Below are 17,701 nucleotides of genomic sequence, written 5' to 3' on the forward strand. Positions count from 1 at the left end.
GCTTCAGGCTGGAGTCAGCCGGGGTGGTGCAGACGGATCGGGTGCAGCGGCGCATTCGGGGGTGAGGGCATGAAGACGTATTGGCTGGCGGCGGTGGCCGTGGTGATCGCGGTTCCCGGGCTGGCGCAATCGGGCGCGCCGCTGGAGGGACGCGTCGGCAAGCTGGAAAGCGAGATGCGCGCGGTGCAGCGCAAGGTGTTCCCGGGCGGCGCGGGCCAGATGGTGGAGCCGCAGATCGCGCCCAGCATTGCGCCGGTGACGCCCGACGGCGTGCCCGCGACCAGCGCGATCGCGGACGTGTCCGCCCGCGTCACCTCGCTGGAACAGCAGATGGCGACGATGACGGGGCAGATCGAGCAGGCGCAATATCGCCTGCGCCAGCTGGAGGAGCAGTTCGCGGCCTATCGGAAGGCGACCGATGCGAAGCTGACCGCGCCGATCGCGCCCGCGCCCGCCGCAGAAAGCGACGTGGTGGTGCCGACCGCGCCCAAGCCTGCGGCGACGAAGCCGGGCGCCAAGCCGGCGGCGGACGCGTCGGCCGATGTCGCGGGCGTCGAGAAGCCCGATAGCGGCGACGCGGCGGAGGACGGCTATCTCTATGGCTATCGCCTGTGGTCGGCGAAGAAATATGCCGCGGCCGAGACGCAGCTGAAGAAGGTGGTGGCGGACTTCCCCAAGCATCGCCGCGCGAGCTATGCGCAGAACCTGCTCGGGCGTGCCTATCTGGACGACGGCAAGCCGAGCCTTGCGTCGATCGCCTTCTACGACAATTACAAGAAATATCCGGACGGCGAACGGGCGCCCGACAGCCTGTTCTATCTGGGCAGCGCGCTGGTGAAGCTGAACAAGCCGGCGGATGCGTGCAAGGTCTATGGCGAGCTGACCGACGTCTATGGTGCGACGATCTCCGCGACGATGAAGGCCGATGTCGCCAAGGCGCGCACCGCCGCCAAGTGCAAGTGAGGTGATCCCGCCGCCGGGCGCGGCGGTGGCGCGGTTCCGTGACGATGTGGCGCGGGTGGCGAACGCGGCGAGCGTGGCCGGTGCGCCGCTCGCGCTGGCCGTGTCGGGCGGGGCGGACAGCATGGCGATGCTGGTGCTGGCCACCGCCGCGTTCCCGGGAAGGGTGGCTGCGGCGACGTTCGATCACCGGCTGCGTGCCGCGTCGGCGGACGAGGCGGCGATGGTCGGGGACGTCTGCGCCGCTTTGGGCGTTCCGCACGCGATCCTGACGCCTGATGCGCCGATCGTCGGCAGCAGTATCCAGATGCGCGCGCGGGCGCCGCGCTATGCGGCGCTGACGCGCTGGGCCGCAGGTCGCGCGTTGCTGACCGCGCATCATGCCGACGATCAGGCGGAGACGCTGCTGATGCGGCTGAATCGCGCGTCGGGCCTGGCGGGGCTGGCGGCGATCCGGGCGTGGCGATGGAGCGACGGGGTAGCGATCCTGCGGCCGTTGCTGGCGTGGCGGCGCGCGGAATTGCGCGCGGTGGTGGAGGCGGTGGGGGTTCCCTTCGTCGACGATCCGTCGAATGACGACCCGCGCCACGACCGGACGCGCTTGCGCATGCTGCTGGCGACGACGCCGGAACTGGACGCGGTGCGGCTGGCGGCGTCGGCGGGGTGGCTGGCGGAGGCGGAAGAGGTGATCGCGCGCCAGGCGGCGCGGCTCTGGAGCGAGCGTTGGGGTGGTGTGCGGCATCCGCTGGACATTGCCGACGAGCCGCGCGAATTGCGCCGGCGGCTGGTGCGCAAGGCGATCATCGAAACGCGCGATGCGCTGGGAATCGTGCTGCCGGCCTTCAGCGAATCGGCAAACGTCGAACCGCTGCTGGATGCGCTGGAGTCGTGGCAGGCGACCGTTCAGGGCGGGGTGAAGGTGACGCCGGGACGCGATGGCTGGACCTTCGCGGCGGCTCCACCGCGTCGATCACACTGACCGGCGTTCTTCCGCCCCTCGTTCCATTGCCATTAACCCACATGCGCCTACATTGTCGGCGACGAAAGGTATCGCATGAACGACAACGATCGGCAGAATGGCGGCGGCGACCCGAATGGTGGCGGGGGCAACCCCAATCCCTGGATGAAGAGCCTGTTGATCTGGGTAGGCGTGCTGCTGTCACTGGCGGTGGTGGTCACGCTGTTCGACGGCCGCACGACATCCGGCTCCGGCAACACGGTCGCTTACTCCACCTTCCTCGACAAGGTCGACGAAGGGACGGTCAAGGACGTCAACGTCTCGCGCGACATGATTACGGGCACGTTCAGCAGTGGCGACAAGTTCCGCACCTATCCGGTGCAGGACAGCGGGCTGATCGAGCGGCTGCGCAAGGCGGGTGTCGAGGTGGCGGGCAAGCCGGAGGAAGGCCCGTCGATCTGGATGCTGATGCTGTACAATTCGCTGCCGTTCCTGCTGTTCATCGGCATCGCCTTCTTCGTGCTGCGCCAGATGCAGAAGGGTGGCGGCGCGGGCGGCGCGATGGGCTTCGGCAAGAGCCGCGCGCGGATGCTGACGCAGAAGGAAGGCAAGGTCACGTTCGACGATGTCGCCGGCATCGACGAGGCGCGCGCCGAACTGACCGAGATCGTCGACTTCCTGAAGGATCCGTCGAAGTTCGCGCGGCTGGGGGGCAAGATCCCCAAGGGCGCGTTGCTGGTCGGCAGCCCCGGCACCGGCAAGACGCTGCTGGCGCGCGCGATCGCGGGCGAGGCGGGGGTGCCGTTCTTCACCATTTCGGGTTCGGACTTCGTCGAGATGTTCGTCGGCGTCGGCGCCAGCCGCGTGCGCGACATGTTCGAGCAGGCCAAGAAGAGCGCGCCGTGCATCGTCTTCATCGACGAGATCGACGCGGTCGGGCGGCATCGTGGTGCCGGGCTGGGCAATGGCAATGACGAGCGCGAGCAGACGCTGAACCAGCTGCTGGTCGAGATGGACGGCTTCGAGGCGAACGAGGGGATCATCATCGTCGCGGCGACCAACCGCCCCGACGTGCTGGACCCCGCGCTGCTGCGTCCGGGCCGCTTCGATCGTCAGGTCGTGGTGCCGCGCCCGGATATCGAGGGTCGGATCAAGATCCTCGAAGTCCATATGAAGAAGGTGCCGCTGGCGCCCGACGTCGACGCGCGCGTGATCGCGCGCGGCACGCCGGGCTTCTCGGGCGCCGACCTCGCCAACCTCGTCAACGAGGCGGCGCTGATGGGCGCGCGCAAGGGCAAAAGGCTGGTCGCGATGGCCGAGTTCGAGGAGGCCAAGGACAAGGTGATGATGGGCGCCGAACGGCGGTCGATGGTCATGACCGAGGACGAGAAGCGCATGACCGCCTATCACGAGGCGGGGCATGCGATCGTCTCGATCCACGAGCCGGCGTCGGACCCGATCCACAAGGCCACGATCATCCCGCGCGGGCGTGCGCTGGGCATGGTGATGCGGCTGCCGGAGCGCGACAGCTACAGCTATCACCGCGACAAGATGTACGCGAACCTGGCCGTCAGCATGGGCGGGCGCGTCGCCGAGGAGATCATCTTCGGCTATGACAAGGTGTCGTCGGGGGCGTCGGGCGACATCCAATATGCCACCGGGCTGGCGCGCGACATGGTCACCAAATGGGGCATGTCGGACAAGGTCGGGCCGGTCGAATATGCGCAGCCGGAGGGCGAGAGCTTCCTGGGGTATTCCAACAGCCAGCCGGTGCGCATGTCGAACGCCACCGCGCAGCTGATCGACGATGAGATCAAGGGCATCGTCGAGGGCGGGCTGGTGCGCGCCAAGCAGCTGCTGACGGATCATGTCGACCAGCTGCACCTGCTGGCGGGCGCGCTGCTGGAATATGAGACGCTGTCGGGCGAGGAGATCAAGCGCCTGATCGCGGGCGAGGATATCGGCCGCAATGATTCGGGGCGGACGACCAAGGCGGTGCCGACGGCGGGGACGTCGATCCCGAAGACGAAGCGGCCGTCGGGGCCGTTCGGAAGCCCGTCGCCGGCCGGGGCGTGATCGGGTTGGTATCGGGATGAGGGGGCGGCCTGCGGGCCGCCCTTTTTTGTTCACGCGGAGGCGCGGAGACGCGGAGAGGTTGCGTTCCCGGCGAGGTGGTGGCCGCCGCAGGCAGGATGGGCCGGTTGATAGGACCATAGGGTTTCCCCGGTGTGAGCCCTCTCTGCGCCTCCGCGCCTCCGCGTGAACATCTCTTTCTTTGTTCGCGCGAAGACGCGAAGACGCAAAGAGGGCGCGCGTGAGGCCGATGTGCGGATCATGATGGGCGCGCGGGATGTGGAGGGCGCTGCGCGCCGAGGAGCTCTACATCGTTGCGGCTTCGCGGCTTCGCGTGAACCTCGTCAACCGCCGCGGTAGCGCAGGCCGATCCACAGGGTGCGGGGGGGTGGCGCGTTCGATCACGTCGGCGCCGCTGATGCCGGCCTCGACGCGGGCGTCGAACAGATTCTCGGCGCGCGTTTCCAGCGCGAGCGTGCGGGTGATCGGAACGGCGAGCGCGGTGTCCAGCGTGGTGGCCGGCGCGAGGGTGCGGGTGTTGGCGTCGTCCTCGAACTGGCGCGCGACGTGGCGCAGCGTGGTCGAGGCGGCGATGTCGCCGCGGCGCCAGGCGAGCGTGGCGGACAGCTGGTCGAGCGGGGTCTGCGCCGGGCGCAGGCCGTTCAGCGCGGCGGCGGTGCCGGAGGCGGCGACGCGCGGGTCGACGTGGCTCCACGAGGCGAGTGCGGTGACCTCTCCGGTGGTGGCGCGCGCCTCGACCTCGACGCCGGAGGAGCGGATCGCGTCGAGGTTGCGGCGGACGCGATAGGTGCCCGCGACGAAACCGACGCCGGAGAAGGTGCCCGGTCCCGCGCCCGCCGTGACATTGGCGATCGCACCGTCGAGGCGGTTGCGGAACACGCCGGCGGACAGCGACAGGCCGGCGAGCGGGGTCAGCGTGAGGCCGGCATCCACGCCGGTCAGCCGCTCCGGCGCGAGCGCGGGGTTGGCGGCGGTGGCATCCGCGCCGACGCGGAACGGGCGGTAGAGTTCGTTAAGCGTCGGCAGCCGCCAACCGCGATAGCCCGCGGCGCGCAGCGTGACCGCGCGCAGCGGCGACCAGGCGAGGCCGGCGCGGCCGGTCGCCTGCGTGCCCGTGCGATCGGCAAAGCGGGCGTCGGTCAGCGCCGGTCCGCCGGCGAGCGGGGTCTCGGTAAGGAAGCCGCGGGTGATCTGCCAGCGGTCGATGCGCCCGCCGAGCGTCAGCACCCAGGCGCCGCGGGTGGCGCTGCCGTCGGCGAACAGGCCCATCGTGCGAGTGTCGCCGCCCGCGACGCGGCGCCGCGTGGGGTGCGCGGCGACGAAGGTGTAGCGTTCCTGCGTCCGCCCCGACAGCGCACGCACGTCGGCGCCGAACCGCAGGTCGTTGCCGGTGCCAACGGGAGGGACGATCTCGACCCGTCCGCCGAGGCCGGTGGCGGGGGTGTTATACTGGTCGAGCGTCTCGGTCGCGGTGATGCGTGCCGCGTCGACGCTGGCGAATTGCGACGCGAAGGCGCGGGTCTGGAGATAGGCAAGCGCGGACCAGCCCCAGTCGCCGCGGCCGACGAGGCGCAGCGAAGCGTCGGCGCCCTGGCTGCGGTTGCGGGTGAAGGCGGTGCCGCGATCGCGCGTGTCGGTAAAGGCGGCGACATTGGCCTGAAGCTCGGTCGCGGCGTCGAGCGCGACGACGGTGCGGAGCGCGACGGATGCCTGTTCATAGGGCGCGGGGCGATCGGCGGGGCCGCGATCCTCCGCCACCGTCGGCGTGAAGCCGTCGCCGCGGGCATAGGCGGCGGACAATGTGGCGAAACCGGCGTCGCGCGACAGCAGCGCGGTGGCGCGGGTGTCGAGCGACTGGCGGCTGCCATAAGCGAGGCTGGCGACGAGCGGGGCGAGCTGTGCCGGGGTGGCGCTGTCCAGCTCCACCGTGCCGGCGAGCGCGCCGGGGCCGAGGTAGCCGCTGCCCCCGCCGCGCGTCACGCGGATGCGGCCGATGCGGTCGGTGGCATAAGCGGGGAAGGCGACCCAGCCGCCGAACGGATCCGCCTGTGGCACGCCGTCGAGGACCAGCAGCGCGCGGCTGGACGCATTGCCGCCGATCCCGCGTAGCGAGATGCCCTGGCTGGTCGGGTTGGCGGAGCGCGAATCGGAGCGGCGGAACTGCTGCAACCCGGCGACATCGGCCAGCACGTTCTCCAGCCGCGCGCTGGCGCTGGCGGCGATGCGATCGGCGTCGATCGTGACGATGTCGAACGCGCGGTCGCCGGGACGATCGGCAAGCCCGCGCCCGGTGACGACGATGTCCTGCGCCGCGGCGGGGGTGGCGGCGAGGACGGCGGGGAGCAGGATCAGGACGTGGCGCATTCGCGGTGCGGTGTAGGGGAGGTGTGCGAGATTGCGAAGGGCGCGGTTGACCCGCGGGCGCGGAACGTGGCAAGCGGTCGCGGCGCGGGCGGGTATAGCACAATGGTAGTGCAGCAGCCTTCCAAGCTGAATACGCGGGTTCGATTCCCGCTACCCGCTCCACCTTTCCGACATCGTCAGGTTCCTGTCGCGGGGCAAATCCGTGCTTGACATCGTCACGCTCTTTGGGTACAAAACAGGAACATCGAGATGATGCGAACGGGCCGGGCGGCTCGGGGCCGGATGACGGCTCCGCCGCGCCGGCCCTTTTCGTGTCCGGCGAACGTGGGGGTGCGACATGGCGGCGGATGGAGATCGAACGGATGGCGTGATGGCCGATGCAGCGGTCGACGAGTGCCGGACGGCGACGACGGCAGGGGATACGCGCTGGACGAAGGCGAAGCGCGAGACGTTCCTGGATCACCTGAGCATGACCGGCGACGTCGCCGCGGCTGCGGCGGCGGCCGGGGTGGCGATGATGGCGGCCTATGCCAGGCGGCGGCGCGACGCGGGGTTCGCGGCGGCGTGGCAGCAGGCGGCGGCGGGCGCGTATGAGCGGCTGGAAGCGGCGGTGGTGGCGCAGGTGCTGAGCGGGGGGCAGGGCATCGACCTGGCCACCGCGATGCTGCTGCTGGCGCAGCGACCAGGCGTGGCGGCGGCGCCCGTGGCGAAGAAGCGCGACGAGCGGCGCGAGGCGGCGGCGGCGCTGCTGAAGCAGTTGCGCGCCCAGGCCAAGCGGGGCGGCACGCCGGAGCCGGCATGACGGAGCCGGCCGAGGAGGCAGGCGACGGCGGGCTGTATCGCGTTGTCCGGTGGATGCTGGCCAGCGATGCGCGCGAGCGGGAACGCGCGGCCGATCCGGTGGGGGACGGTCTGTTGCAGACGGTGCGCGAGGCATGGGAGGTATGGGCGCACGAGGGGCAGTTGCCGCCGCCCGGCGACTGGACGGTCTGGCTGATGCAGGCGGGGCGCGGGTTCGGGAAGACGCGCGCGGGCGCGGAATGGGTGAGCGCAATGGCGCGCGCGCATCCCGACGCGCGGATCGCGCTGGTGGGTGCGACGATCGAGGACGCGCGCAAGGTGATGGTGGAGGGGCCGAGCGGCGTGATCGCGGTAGCGCGCGCGGCGGAGCCGGTGGTGTGGCGACCCACCAGCGGCGAGGTGCGCTTCGCCAGCGGAGCGGTGGCGCAGGTCTATTCGGCGGCCGCCCCGGAGAAGCTGCGCGGGCCGGAGCATCACCTCGCCTGGGCGGACGAGCTGGCGAAATGGCGTGGGGTCGCGGCATGGGACAATCTGATGATGGGATTGCGGCTGGGCGATCGGCCGCGCGTGCTGGTGACGACGACGCCGCGCCCGACCGCGCTGATGCGGCGGGTGGCGGCGTTGCCGGGGACGCATGTCACGCGGGGACGGACGCGCGACAATCCGCATCTGCCCGACGCGTTCGTGGCGGCGGTGGCGGCGACCTATGGCGGCACGCGGCTGGGGCGGCAGGAACTGGACGGCGAGATGATCGGCGACGTCGCGGGCGCGCTGTGGCCGCGCGCCCTGATCGAGCGGCAGCGCGCGGCGCGGGTGCCGGCGCTGGTGCGGGTCGTCGTCGGCGTCGATCCGCCGGCGGGGGTCGAGGGCGACGCCTGCGGGATCGTCGCGGCGGGGCTGGGCGACGACGGCCATGGCTATGTGATCGAGGATGCCAGCGTGGTCGGCGCGACGCCGGAAGGCTGGGCGCGTGCGGTGGCGGCGTGCAGCGCGCGGGTGGCGGCGGACCGCGTCGTGGCGGAGGCGAACCAGGGCGGGGCGATGGTGAAGAGCGTGCTGCAGGCCGCGGAAGCGGCGCTGCCGGTGCGGCTGGTTCATGCCACGCGCGGCAAGGTGGCGCGCGCGGAGCCGGTGGCGGCGCTCTATGAGGCGGGGCGGGTGTGGCATGCGCGGCCGTTCCCGCAGCTGGAGGACGAGCTGGCGGGGCTGTCGGCGGGTGGCGGGTATGACGGGCCGACGCGCTCGCCGGATCGCGCGGATGCGTGTGTCTGGGCGCTGACCGCATTGATGTTGGAGCGGCAGGGCGAAGCACGGGTGCGGAGTTTCGGAGGGTAGCGAGCGGGGCTCCTGCGCATGCAGGAGCCCAGGGCCACGACGTGTAACCGGCGTTGTCCTGCTTGGCCCTGGGTTCCGGCGTTCGCCGGAACACGGTGGCGGCATGACGGGGCGGGGCTGAAAAGGAACAATCGGATGGCTTGGTTCGGGTGGAAGTCCGGGCGCGATGATGCGCGTCCGGCGTTGGCGGGCACTTCCGGGGCGGTGCGGCCGATCGGGCAGTGGCCACAGGGGTATGAGGCGCAGGTGCGCGCAGGCTATTGCGGCAATCCGATCGCGCAGCGCGCGGTGAAGCTGATCGCGGAGGGTGTCGCGGGCGCGCCGCTGGATGCGAGCGATGCGCGGCTGGGGGCGATCGTCGGCGCGGTGCTGGAGGGGGTGGCGGCGCAGGTGCTGCTGCATGGCAATGCGTTCGTCCAAATTCTGCGCGACGATGACGGGGACGTGGCGGAGCTGTTCGCGTTGCGGCCGGAGCGGGTGACGGTGGAGCTGGGCGCGGACGGGTGGCCGGCAGCGTACCTGTATCGCGTCGGCGTGCGCAGCGTGCGGCTGGATATTGCCAGCGTGGTGCATGTGCGGCGGTTCAACCCGGTCGACGATCATTACGGGCTGGGGTGCCTGGGCGCGGCGTCCGGCGCGGTGGCGATCCACAATGCTGCGTCGGCGTGGAGCAAGGCGCTGCTGGACAATGCGGCGCGGCCGTCGGGGGCGCTGGTCTATGATGCGGGAGACGGATCGGTGCTGTCGCCCGACCAGTTCCGCCGGCTGCGCGAGGAGATGGAGACGGGGTTCGCCGGGGCGGCCAATGCCGGGCGGCCGATGCTGCTGGAGGGTGGCCTGAAATGGCAGGCGATGAGCCTGACGCCCGCCGACATGGACTTCGCGGGCACCAAGGCGGCGGCGGCGCGCGAGATCGCGCTCGCCTTCGGGGTGCCGCCGATGCTGCTGGGGCTGCCCGGGGACAGCACCTATGCCAATTACAAGGAGGCGAACCGGGCGCTGTGGCGGCTGACGGTGCTGCCGCTGGCGGGCGCGATCCTGAGCGCATTGCGCGGCGGGCTGGCGCCGTGGTTCGCCGACGCCACGCTGGCGATCGATCTGGATCGCGTGCCGGCGCTGGTCGAGGATCGCGAGCGGCTGTGGCGGATGGTCGGGGCGGCGGACTTTCTGTCGCCGGAGGAGAAGCGGCAGATGGTGGACTGGCAATGACCGCCGCCACCGTGCTGGCGCAGCTGATGGCGCAGGAGCAGGCGCGCGGGGTCGACATGGAGACGCTGCGCGCGATCGTGGAGGAAGCGGGCGAGCTGGGCGCGACGCGCGCGCTGACGCGGCTGGGGCTGGCCGACGAGGGGGCGGCGGGGGATGTCGCCGAGCTGCGCGAGCTGTTGAAGGCGTGGCGCGAGGCGAAGCGATCGGCGTGGCGCGCGCTGGCGGCATGGGTCGTGCGGATGGTGTGGGCGGCGCTGCTGGTCGGGATCGCGGTGAAGCTGGGGTTCGGCGCGTGGATCGACGGGAGCGGGGCATGAAGATCGCCGGCTATGCCGCGGTCTATGACCGGGTCGACCGCGCCGGCGACGTGATCCGTGGCGGTGCCTTTGCCGGCGCCGCGGCGGTGCCGCTGCTGATGCAGCATCGCGGGCGCGCGGTCGGCACGCTGACCGCGGTGGCGGAGGATGCGCGCGGCCTCAGGATCGAGGCGGAGGTGGCGGATGCCGAGGTGGCGCGGCTGGTGCGCGCCGGTGCGCTGCCGGGGCTGTCGGTGGGCTATCGTGCGCGGGCGACGCGGCAGGGGGTGTGGCGCGAGATCCTGCGCGCCGATCTGGCCGAGGTGAGCCTGGTGGCGGTGCCGATGCAGCCCGCCGCGCGTGTCGACCGCGTGTTCGAGCGGGGATAGGGAGGATCTATTCCCTACCGTTTGCCCTGAGGAGCCGTTGAGCGAAGTCGAAACGGCGTCTCGAAGGGCGGTGCTTCGAGACGAGGCTTCGACAAGCTCAGCCTCTCCTCAGCACGAACGGTTCTGACTTGAATCTCGATCAGCTTTTGATTGCTTTTTCGGGGTCCGGGGGCGGACCCATCTTCAGGAGACAGTGATGAGCGATACGGTGGTGGCGCGCCCGGTGCTGGACGGCGCGCGGGCGGTGGCGACGGATGCGGCGTTCGACGGCTTCGTGCGGACGGGGGCGGCGATCGAGATGAAGGCGTTCACGGGGGTGAGCGGCGACCAGGGCGGCTATGCGATCCCGCGCGAGATCGACCAGCAGATCGATGCGGTGCTGAAGAGCGCCAGCCCGATCCGCAGCATCGCCAATGTGGTGCAGGTGGGATCGGCGGGGTATCGCAAGCTGGTGACGACGGGCGGCACGCCGTCGGGCTGGGCCGGCGAGACGGAGGCGCGGCCGGTGACGGGCACCTCCACCTTCGTCGAGATCGCGCCGCCGATGGGCGAGCTGTACGCCAATCCCAGCGCCAGCCAGGCGATGCTGGACGATGCGCAGTTCGACGTCGAGGCGTGGCTGGCCGGCGAGATCGCGGCGGAATTCGCCAAGGCGGAGGGCGCGGCGTTCGTCAACGGCAGCGGGACCAACCGGCCCAGGGGGTTCCTGCAGGCGCCGACCGCAGCCACGGGTGACGCGGTGCGCGCGTTCGGCACGCTGCAATATCTGGCGACGGGCGCGGCGGGTGATTTTGCGTCGAACGGCGCGGACCGGCTGATCGACCTGGTGCAGGCGCTGCGCGCGCCGTACCGGCAGGGCGCGGCGTTCGTGATGAACGCCAGCACCGCGGCGCGCATCCGCAAGTTCAAGACCAGCGACGGTCAGTTCCTGTGGCAGCCGAGCCTGGTCAGCGGGCAGGCGGCGACGCTGCTGGGCTATCCGGTGGTCGAGGCGGAGGACATGCCCGACATCGCCGCCAACAGCCTGTCGATCGCGTTCGGCAATTTCCGCGCCGGATATCTGATCGCGGAGCGGACCGAGACCGGCATCCTGCGCGATCCGTACACCAACAAGCCGTTCGTCACCTTCTACGCCACCAAGCGCGTGGGCGGGTGCGTGTCCAACAGCGAGGCGATCAAGCTGATGAAGTTCGCCGCCAGCTGACACGAGTTGCGGTGGGGGCGGCGATGCGGCCGCCCTCGGAGCGGGGATGACGTTTCGAAAGGATGGATATGGCGATCGTGACGGGGGCGCCGGGTACGGTGACGCTCTCTGCGGCCGACCGGGCGGCGGCGCTGATAGCGGTGAAGGCGCAGCTGCGCGCCGGGCTGCCGGACGACGACGCGCTGATCGTGGCGTTCGCGGAAGCCGCGCTGGGGCTGGCGGAGGGGTTCACGGGGCAGGTGCTGATCGTGCGCGACGTGGTGGTCGACGTGCGCGGCGCGGAGGGGTGGCAGCTGCTGCCGGCGCGGCCGGTGCGCGCGATCGTCGCGGCGGGTGTGTCGGTCGATATCGATGCGGGCGGCAGCGGCTGGGTGCGGGCGGCGGCGGATGCGCGGGTAACGTTTACCGCGGGTATGGCGGCGGATTGGGGCACGCTGCCAGCGGCGTTGCGGCAGGGCGTGGTGGTACTGGCGGCGCATCTGTTCACCGATCGCGAGGGACGCGCGCCGGTGCCGGCGGCGGTCACCGCGCTGTGGCGACCGTTCCGGGTGATGGAACTGGCGCCGGCGGCGCACGCATGACGGCGGCGGAACGAGCGGTCGCGCGGCTGCGCGCGCGGGTGGCGGCGCGGCTGCGCGAACTGCTGCCGGATGCGCGGGTCGAGGAGCGCGACGACGGCGTCGGCGTCGAGGCGCGCGGGCTGAGGCGGCGGTGGGTCGAGGATCCGCAATTGTCGTGGTGGCGACAGTGACGGGCATCGCAGAGCTGCGTGCGGCGATCCTCGCGCGGTTGCGCGGCGATCCGGCGGTGGCGGCGCAGCGCGTGGTGGAGGGCGCCGCGGCGCGCGCGGCGGCGGTGCCGTTCGTGGTGCTGCGCGATGTCGCCGCGACCGATTGGGGCACCAAGGATCGCGGCGGGCGCGAGGTGCGCGTGAGCGTGGCGGTGCGCGACGAGGGCGAGAGCGGTGCGCGGGCGGCGGCGATCGGCGCGGCGGTGGAAGCGTCGCTGCTGGGGCTGCCGTCCGCGCTGGGCGGGTGGCGGGTCGTCACCGTCGTGCCGGTGCGCAACGCGCTGCTGCACGAGGGCGGGCAGCGCTGGGCGGCGCTGGTCGATGTCAGGGTTCGGATGCTGGAGGAGGTGTGATGGCGGCGGAGAAGGGAAGCGCGTTCCTGCTGAAGGTGGGCGACGGTGCCAGCCCGGTGACGTACCGGACGGTGGCGGGGCTGCGCACGACGCAGCTGAGCATCAACGGCGAGGCGGTGGCGATCACCAGCAAGGATTCGGGCGGGTGGCGCGAATTGCTGTCGGGCGCGGGCGTGCGCTCGGTCAGCGTGTCGGCGGCGGGCGTGTTCACCGGATCGGCGGCGGAGGCGCGGGTGAAGGCGAGCGCGCTGGCGGGCACGCTGGACGATTATCGCCTGACGTTCGAGGGCGGCGAGACGATGACTGCGCGCTTCCTGGTGACGCGGCTGGACTATGCCGGGGATTACAACGGCGAGCGCAGCTACACGATCGCGCTGGAGAGCAGCGGCGCGGTGGTGAGCGCATGAACCCCGCGAGGGGAGAAACCGCCATTCGCGTGGCGGGAGAGGCGGTGGTGCTGCGCCCGACCTTCGCCGCGCTGGTGGCGGCGGAGCAGGAGCTGGGGCCGCTGTTCGCGTTGGTCGAGCGGGCCGCGGAAGGGCGGCTGACGCTGGGCGAGACGGTGGGACTGTTCTGGCATTGCCGGCATGAGGCGCCCCCGGCGATGACGCGCGACGCGATCGGCGACGCGGTGGTGGCGCAGGGGGTGGCGGCGTGCGCGCCGGTGCTGAACACGTTGCTGCGCCAGATCCTGGCGGGGCGGTGACGTTCGCCGAACGAGCGGCGCGGCTGGCGGGGCTGGCCGGGGTCGTGTTCGGTTGGCGGCCGGCGGAATTCTGGCGCGCGACGCCGGATGAACTGGCGGCGCTGGTCGCCGCGCTGACGCCGGAAGAGGCGACGCCCCCCGATGCGGGGCTGATCGCGCGGATGCAGGAGGCTTTCCCGGATGGATGAGGAGATCGAGCGGCTGGTGATCGGCGTGCGCGCCGACACCGCCGCCTTCGCGCGTGACGTGCGGGACATGTGCGGCAGTGTGGACGTGCAGTTGCCCAAGGCCGCGGACCGCGCCGGGCGCGCGATCGAGGGGGCGCTGGGGCGGGCGATCCGAACCGGCAAGCTGGGGTTCGACGACCTGAAGGCGGTCGCGCTGGCGGCGATGGCGGAGATTGCGGCGGGAGCGATCCGCGCCGGGATCGGCAGCGTCACCGGCACGGGGGCAGGTGGCGCCGCGGGGCTGCTGGGGCCGCTGATCGGGCTGCTGGGGTTGCCCGGGCGCGCCACCGGCGGGCCGGTAAGCCCGGGGCGACCCTATTGGGTCGGGGAGCGCGGGCCGGAGGTGTTCGTGCCGACCAGCAGCGGACAGGTGGCGGTGCCCGGCGGCGGCGGTGCGCGCGACGTGCGCGTGGCGATCACGGTGCAGGCGGCCGGCGGCGAGGCGCCGGCAGCGCTGGCACGGTCGAGCCGGCAGGTGGCGCGCGCGGTGCGGGCGGCGCTGGCGGAGGCCCAATAGCGGAGGGTGCAGATGGGGCATTGGCTGGCGACCGAGCGGGTCGAGCAGGCGAGCGATATGGTCACGCGGTTCGATCCCGTCTTCTGGACGGTCAATTTCCCGCGGCCGATGATGGCGGCGGTGACGACGACCGCGGCGGATGCGCTGCGGGTGGATGCGGTCTTCTATCGCCGCGACGATCTGGCGGGGCTGATCTGGGAGAGTGCGGATCGGCACGACCATCCGCTGCTGCGCTACGAAACCGATCGCGACTATCGCGATTGCGTGCTGTCGTTCCGCTGGCGGTCGGCAGGGGTGCTCGCGCTGGATGCGGTCAACGGCCCCGTGCTGACGATCGAGGGGCGCGATGCGCAGGGGCAGGCGCGGGCGTGGTACGTTCGGCTGTGGAACTATGCCGTCGGCACCCCGACCGATGCGCGGGTGACGATCGACTTCGCGACGATACAGGGCGGCTTCCTGCTGCCGGGCGAGGCGGACCCGGTGTGGGCGGGGGATATCGACCGCATGTTCGTCTCGCTGGTCGCGCCGGGTTACGACGCGGCGGGTGGAGCGCTGCCCGTGCCGGTGGAGGCGTGGGTCGAGCTGAGCGAGATCGCGTGCGCCGGGGCGGGATCGGTGTTGCCGATCGGCGACGTGGTGGTGCCCGGCCACGACCTGCGCATCGCGAGCGGATATGACGACAGCTATCACCTGACGCCCGCGCGGCTGCTGCGCAATGCGCTGCACTTGGGGTATCGCGGCGGGATCGTCCATTATGTGGGGATGAGCCATTATTTCCGGCTCGACGCGGCGTTGCTGGCGACCGCGGCGGGCGGGGTGCTGAACGTCGCGTGCGCGGCGTGGCACGCGGATTTCGCGCGCCGGGCGCAGGCGCTGGGCTATGAGCTGATCTGGTCGCTGTCTTACGAATTGTTCGACGCGCATTGCCCGCCGCCGTGGAAGCAGCGCGCGGCGGATGGATCGCCGGCGCTGACCGGCTGGTCGCCGCCGTCGACGCTGCTGTCGCCGACGCAGGGCGACGCGATGGCGTATCTACAGTCGGTGGCGCGCGCGTTCGTCGCGATCGGCAACGCGGCGGGGCTGGCGCCGCGGTTCCAGGTGGGGGAACCGTGGTGGTGGGTGACACCCGATAACGCGCGGCCGTGCCTGTATGACGCGAGCGCGGTGGCGGCATTGTCGCCGGTGCCGATCGCGACGGTGCGCGGGCCGCTGGATGCGGCGCAGCGCGCGACGCTGGATCGTGCGGGGGCGGCGCTGGCCACGTCCACCGCGGCGCTGATGGCAGCGGTGAAGGCGAGCCGCGCGGACTGCGTCACCTATCTGCTGACCTATCTGCCCACGGTGCTGGACGCCGCCGCGCCCGAGGTGAAGCGGATGAACATGCCGGCGGGCTGGGCGGCGCCGGCGTTCGATGTCCTGCAACTGGAGGATTACGACTGGGTGACGGCGGGCGACACCGCGTCGAGCGCGGCGGGCGCGGCGGCGGCGGTGGCGCGGCTGGCGTATCCGGCGGCGCGACAGGAGTATCTGTCGGGGTTCGTGCTGAACGCGGCGGATCGCGCGCAATGGAGCGCGATCATCGCGGCGGCGGGGACCGCGCAGCGTCGCGGGGTGGCGGGCGTGTACCTGTGGGCACTGCCGCAGGTGATGCGCGACGGATTGATCTACTGGCAGGAGGAGGAGCGCGTGGAGGCGTTCGACGACGTGGCATTCCCGCTGGCGCTGGGGCGCGAGGCGGAGGTGACGCCGGGCTTCTCGACCCATATCACCACCAGTGCGGGCGGGCGCGAGACGCGCAACGTCGCCTGGGCGCAGGCGCGCACCCGGTACGACGTGGGGCCGGGGGTGCGCAGCGAGGCGGACGTGGCGACGCTGCTGGCGTTCTTTCGCGCGCGACAGGGGCCGGCGCGCGCGTTCCGGCTGCGCGATCCGTTCGACTGGCAGGCGAGCGATACAATCATCGGCACCGGGGACGGGGTGCGGCGCACCTTCGCGCTGGTGACATCATATGGCACCGAAGTGCGTAGGATCACGCGGCCGGTGGCAGGCAGCGTCAGGGTGACGGTGAACGGGGTCGCGACGCAGGGCTTCGCGATGGCGGGGCTGGGCGAGGTGGTGCTGGACGCCGCACCCGCGGCGGGCGCGGTGGTGCGCGCGTCGTTCGATTTCGATGTGCCGGTGCGGTTCGCGGAGGATCAGTTGAGCGTGGCGCGCGCGACGCATCTGGCGGGCGCGGCGCCGACGGTGCCGCTGATCGAGGTGCGCGAGGCATGAGCGCGGGCATCGACGCGGACCGGGTGACGGCGCTGTCCTTGTGCTGGCGGATCGAGCGGCGCGACGGGGTGACGGTGGCGCTGACCGATCACGACCAGGATCTGGTGGTGGGCGAGACGACCTATCGTGCCGCGCCGGGGATGACGCCATCGGCGATCGTGCGCGCGGAGGGTGTGCAGCCCGATACGATGGAGGCGAAGGGCGCGCTGGACGCGGCGGCGATCACCGCGCGCGACCTGGGGGCGGGGCGCTGGGATGCGGCGCGCGTGGTGATGCTGGCGGTGCGGCGCGACGATCCCGCCCTGCCGCCGATCGCGCTGGGCGAGGGACGGATCGGCGAGGTCGAAATGCACGACGGCAGCTTCACCGCCGAACTGCGCGGCGCGGCGGCGGCGCTGGAACGTCCGGTCACGGAGGCGACCTCGCCATCGTGTCGCGCGCAGCTGGGCGATGCGCGCTGTCGCGTGGCGATGGCCGGGCGGCGGCGGTTCGCAAGCGTCGTGGCGAGCGCGGGCGAGGTGGTGACGCTGGACCGCGGCGAGCCGGGTGCCAACGCCTATGGTGACGGGCGGCTGCGCTGGTTCGGGGGTGAGAACAGTGGGCTGGAGAGCGCGATCGTGGCGTCCGCGGGGACGGCGGTGACGCTGCGCCACACGCCGCCCTTCGCGATCGCGGCGGGCGTGCTGGTGGAGGTGGTGGAGGGGTGCGACAAGCGGATCGCCACCTGCGCGGACCGCTTCGGCAATGCGGCGAACTTTCGCGGCGAGCCATACCTGCCGGGGATGGACCTGCTGACGCGCTATCCCGGCGCATGACCGCGGGAGAGGCGGTGGCGGCGGCGGCGCGCGCCACGGTGGGCGTGCGCTTCCGGCCGCAGGGGCGCGATCCCGCGCTGGGACTGGATTGCGTCGGGGTGGTGGCGGTGGCGCTGGGGGGCGTCGACCTGCCGCGCGACTATCGGCTGTGGTGCGGGCGGGTGCCCGACGGCGGCGTGCCGCCGGGAATGGCGGCGTGCGACGGCGCGCGGCCGGGCGACGTGCTGCTGTGTCGCGTGTCGCCGGCGCAGCTGCACCTGATCGTGCGGACGGCGACCGGGTTCGTCCACGCCGATGCCGGCGCGCGCCGCGTGGTGGAGCGACCCGGCGAGGTGCCATGGTCGGTGGTGGCGGCGTGGCGGAAGGAGGGGTGAGATGGCGACGCTGGTGCTGACGACGGTGGGCGGGG

The 17,701-nt window shown here is 72.0% G+C and carries 20 protein-coding genes and 1 tRNA gene; 20 read left to right on the forward strand and 1 reads right to left on the reverse strand.

Features of this window, described 5'->3' with window-relative positions; genetic code table 11:
* The first annotated feature begins 69 nt into the window (after positions 1 to 69).
* The 3 genes from PGN14_RS03825 to ftsH all read left to right on the forward strand — a co-directional run bounded on the left by PGN14_RS03825 (position 70) and on the right by ftsH (position 3,994).
* Positions 70 to 963 carry a hypothetical protein gene (locus tag PGN14_RS03825; protein ID WP_335298110.1) on the forward strand — a complete coding sequence of 298 codons (894 nt, stop codon included), beginning with the start codon at positions 70 to 72 and terminating at the stop codon, positions 961 to 963.
* A 1-nt stretch (position 964) separates the two neighbouring features.
* Positions 965 to 1,939 carry a tRNA lysidine(34) synthetase TilS gene (tilS, locus tag PGN14_RS03830; RefSeq protein WP_335298111.1) on the forward strand — a complete coding sequence of 325 codons (975 nt, stop codon included), beginning with the start codon at positions 965 to 967 and terminating at the stop codon, positions 1,937 to 1,939.
* Positions 1,940 to 2,014: 75 nt separating this feature from the next.
* Positions 2,015 to 3,994, forward strand: coding sequence for an ATP-dependent zinc metalloprotease FtsH (gene ftsH, locus PGN14_RS03835; RefSeq protein WP_335298112.1), 1,980 nt, complete (start codon positions 2,015 to 2,017; stop codon positions 3,992 to 3,994).
* Positions 3,995 to 4,297: 303 nt separating this feature from the next.
* Here ftsH and PGN14_RS03840 read toward each other — a convergent pair whose 3' ends face one another.
* Complete coding sequence (locus PGN14_RS03840; protein WP_335298113.1) at positions 4,298 to 6,376, reverse strand: TonB-dependent receptor; 2,079 nt, start codon at positions 6,374 to 6,376, stop codon at positions 4,298 to 4,300.
* A gap of 88 nt (positions 6,377 to 6,464) precedes the next feature.
* Here PGN14_RS03840 and PGN14_RS03845 point away from each other — a divergent pair.
* From PGN14_RS03845 to PGN14_RS03925, 17 genes are all read left to right on the forward strand, one after another.
* A tRNA-Gly gene (locus PGN14_RS03845) sits at positions 6,465 to 6,538 on the forward strand.
* A gap of 208 nt (positions 6,539 to 6,746) precedes the next feature.
* A complete protein-coding gene (locus PGN14_RS03850; RefSeq protein WP_335298114.1) occupies positions 6,747 to 7,178 on the forward strand; it encodes a hypothetical protein in 432 nt (143 codons plus the stop codon).
* Positions 7,175 to 8,512 carry a DNA-packaging protein gene (locus PGN14_RS03855; RefSeq protein WP_335298115.1) on the forward strand — a complete coding sequence of 446 codons (1,338 nt, stop codon included), beginning with the start codon at positions 7,175 to 7,177 and terminating at the stop codon, positions 8,510 to 8,512. Before PGN14_RS03850 ends, PGN14_RS03855 begins: the two co-directional genes overlap by 4 nt.
* 135 nt (positions 8,513 to 8,647) lie before the next feature.
* The gene (locus tag PGN14_RS03860; RefSeq protein ID WP_335298116.1) at positions 8,648 to 9,721 is read left to right on the forward strand and encodes a phage portal protein; all 1,074 of its coding nucleotides are present in this window, start codon (positions 8,648 to 8,650) and stop codon (positions 9,719 to 9,721) included.
* Complete coding sequence (locus tag PGN14_RS03865; RefSeq protein ID WP_335298117.1) at positions 9,718 to 10,038, forward strand: DUF6127 family protein; 321 nt, start codon at positions 9,718 to 9,720, stop codon at positions 10,036 to 10,038. The genes PGN14_RS03860 and PGN14_RS03865 overlap by 4 nt, the downstream gene beginning before the upstream one ends.
* Complete coding sequence (locus tag PGN14_RS03870; RefSeq protein ID WP_335298118.1) at positions 10,035 to 10,406, forward strand: HK97 family phage prohead protease; 372 nt, start codon at positions 10,035 to 10,037, stop codon at positions 10,404 to 10,406. The genes PGN14_RS03865 and PGN14_RS03870 overlap by 4 nt, the downstream gene beginning before the upstream one ends.
* 196 nt (positions 10,407 to 10,602) lie before the next feature.
* Positions 10,603 to 11,610: a phage major capsid protein gene (locus PGN14_RS03875; RefSeq protein WP_335298119.1), complete on the forward strand. Its 1,008-nt coding sequence runs from the start codon at positions 10,603 to 10,605 to the stop codon at positions 11,608 to 11,610.
* A gap of 68 nt (positions 11,611 to 11,678) precedes the next feature.
* Complete coding sequence (locus PGN14_RS03880) at positions 11,679 to 12,191, forward strand: hypothetical protein (RefSeq protein ID WP_335298120.1); 513 nt, start codon at positions 11,679 to 11,681, stop codon at positions 12,189 to 12,191.
* Entirely contained in the window at positions 12,188 to 12,361 is a 174-nt protein-coding gene (locus PGN14_RS03885; protein ID WP_335298121.1) for a hypothetical protein, read from the forward strand. Before PGN14_RS03880 ends, PGN14_RS03885 begins: the two co-directional genes overlap by 4 nt.
* Positions 12,358 to 12,753, forward strand: a complete 396-nt coding sequence (gp17, locus tag PGN14_RS03890) for a tail completion protein gp17 (protein WP_335298122.1) — start codon at positions 12,358 to 12,360, stop codon at positions 12,751 to 12,753. Before PGN14_RS03885 ends, gp17 begins: the two co-directional genes overlap by 4 nt.
* The gene (locus tag PGN14_RS03895; protein WP_335298123.1) at positions 12,753 to 13,160 is read left to right on the forward strand and encodes a phage major tail protein, TP901-1 family; all 408 of its coding nucleotides are present in this window, start codon (positions 12,753 to 12,755) and stop codon (positions 13,158 to 13,160) included. The genes gp17 and PGN14_RS03895 overlap by 1 nt, the downstream gene beginning before the upstream one ends.
* Entirely contained in the window at positions 13,157 to 13,459 is a 303-nt protein-coding gene (locus PGN14_RS03900) for a gene transfer agent family protein (protein ID WP_335298124.1), read from the forward strand. The genes PGN14_RS03895 and PGN14_RS03900 overlap by 4 nt, the downstream gene beginning before the upstream one ends.
* The gene (locus tag PGN14_RS03905; protein ID WP_335298125.1) at positions 13,456 to 13,647 is read left to right on the forward strand and encodes a phage tail assembly chaperone; all 192 of its coding nucleotides are present in this window, start codon (positions 13,456 to 13,458) and stop codon (positions 13,645 to 13,647) included. The genes PGN14_RS03900 and PGN14_RS03905 overlap by 4 nt, the downstream gene beginning before the upstream one ends.
* On the forward strand, positions 13,640 to 14,203 hold the full coding sequence (locus PGN14_RS03910) for a tail tape measure protein (protein ID WP_335298126.1): 564 nt from the start codon (positions 13,640 to 13,642) through the stop codon (positions 14,201 to 14,203). The genes PGN14_RS03905 and PGN14_RS03910 overlap by 8 nt, the downstream gene beginning before the upstream one ends.
* Positions 14,204 to 14,215: 12 nt before the next feature.
* Complete coding sequence (locus PGN14_RS03915) at positions 14,216 to 16,477, forward strand: DUF2460 domain-containing protein (protein ID WP_335298127.1); 2,262 nt, start codon at positions 14,216 to 14,218, stop codon at positions 16,475 to 16,477.
* A complete protein-coding gene (locus tag PGN14_RS03920; RefSeq protein ID WP_335298128.1) occupies positions 16,474 to 17,292 on the forward strand; it encodes a DUF2163 domain-containing protein in 819 nt (272 codons plus the stop codon). The genes PGN14_RS03915 and PGN14_RS03920 overlap by 4 nt, the downstream gene beginning before the upstream one ends.
* Positions 17,289 to 17,666 (forward strand): peptidoglycan endopeptidase, encoded by a 378-nt coding sequence (locus tag PGN14_RS03925; protein WP_335298129.1) that lies wholly within the window; start codon positions 17,289 to 17,291, stop codon positions 17,664 to 17,666. The genes PGN14_RS03920 and PGN14_RS03925 overlap by 4 nt, the downstream gene beginning before the upstream one ends.
* Positions 17,667 to 17,701: the final 35 nt, after the last annotated feature.

Source organism: Sphingomonas adhaesiva (genome assembly GCF_036946305.1).
GTDB classification, from domain to species: Bacteria; Pseudomonadota; Alphaproteobacteria; order Sphingomonadales; family Sphingomonadaceae; genus Sphingomonas; species Sphingomonas adhaesiva_B.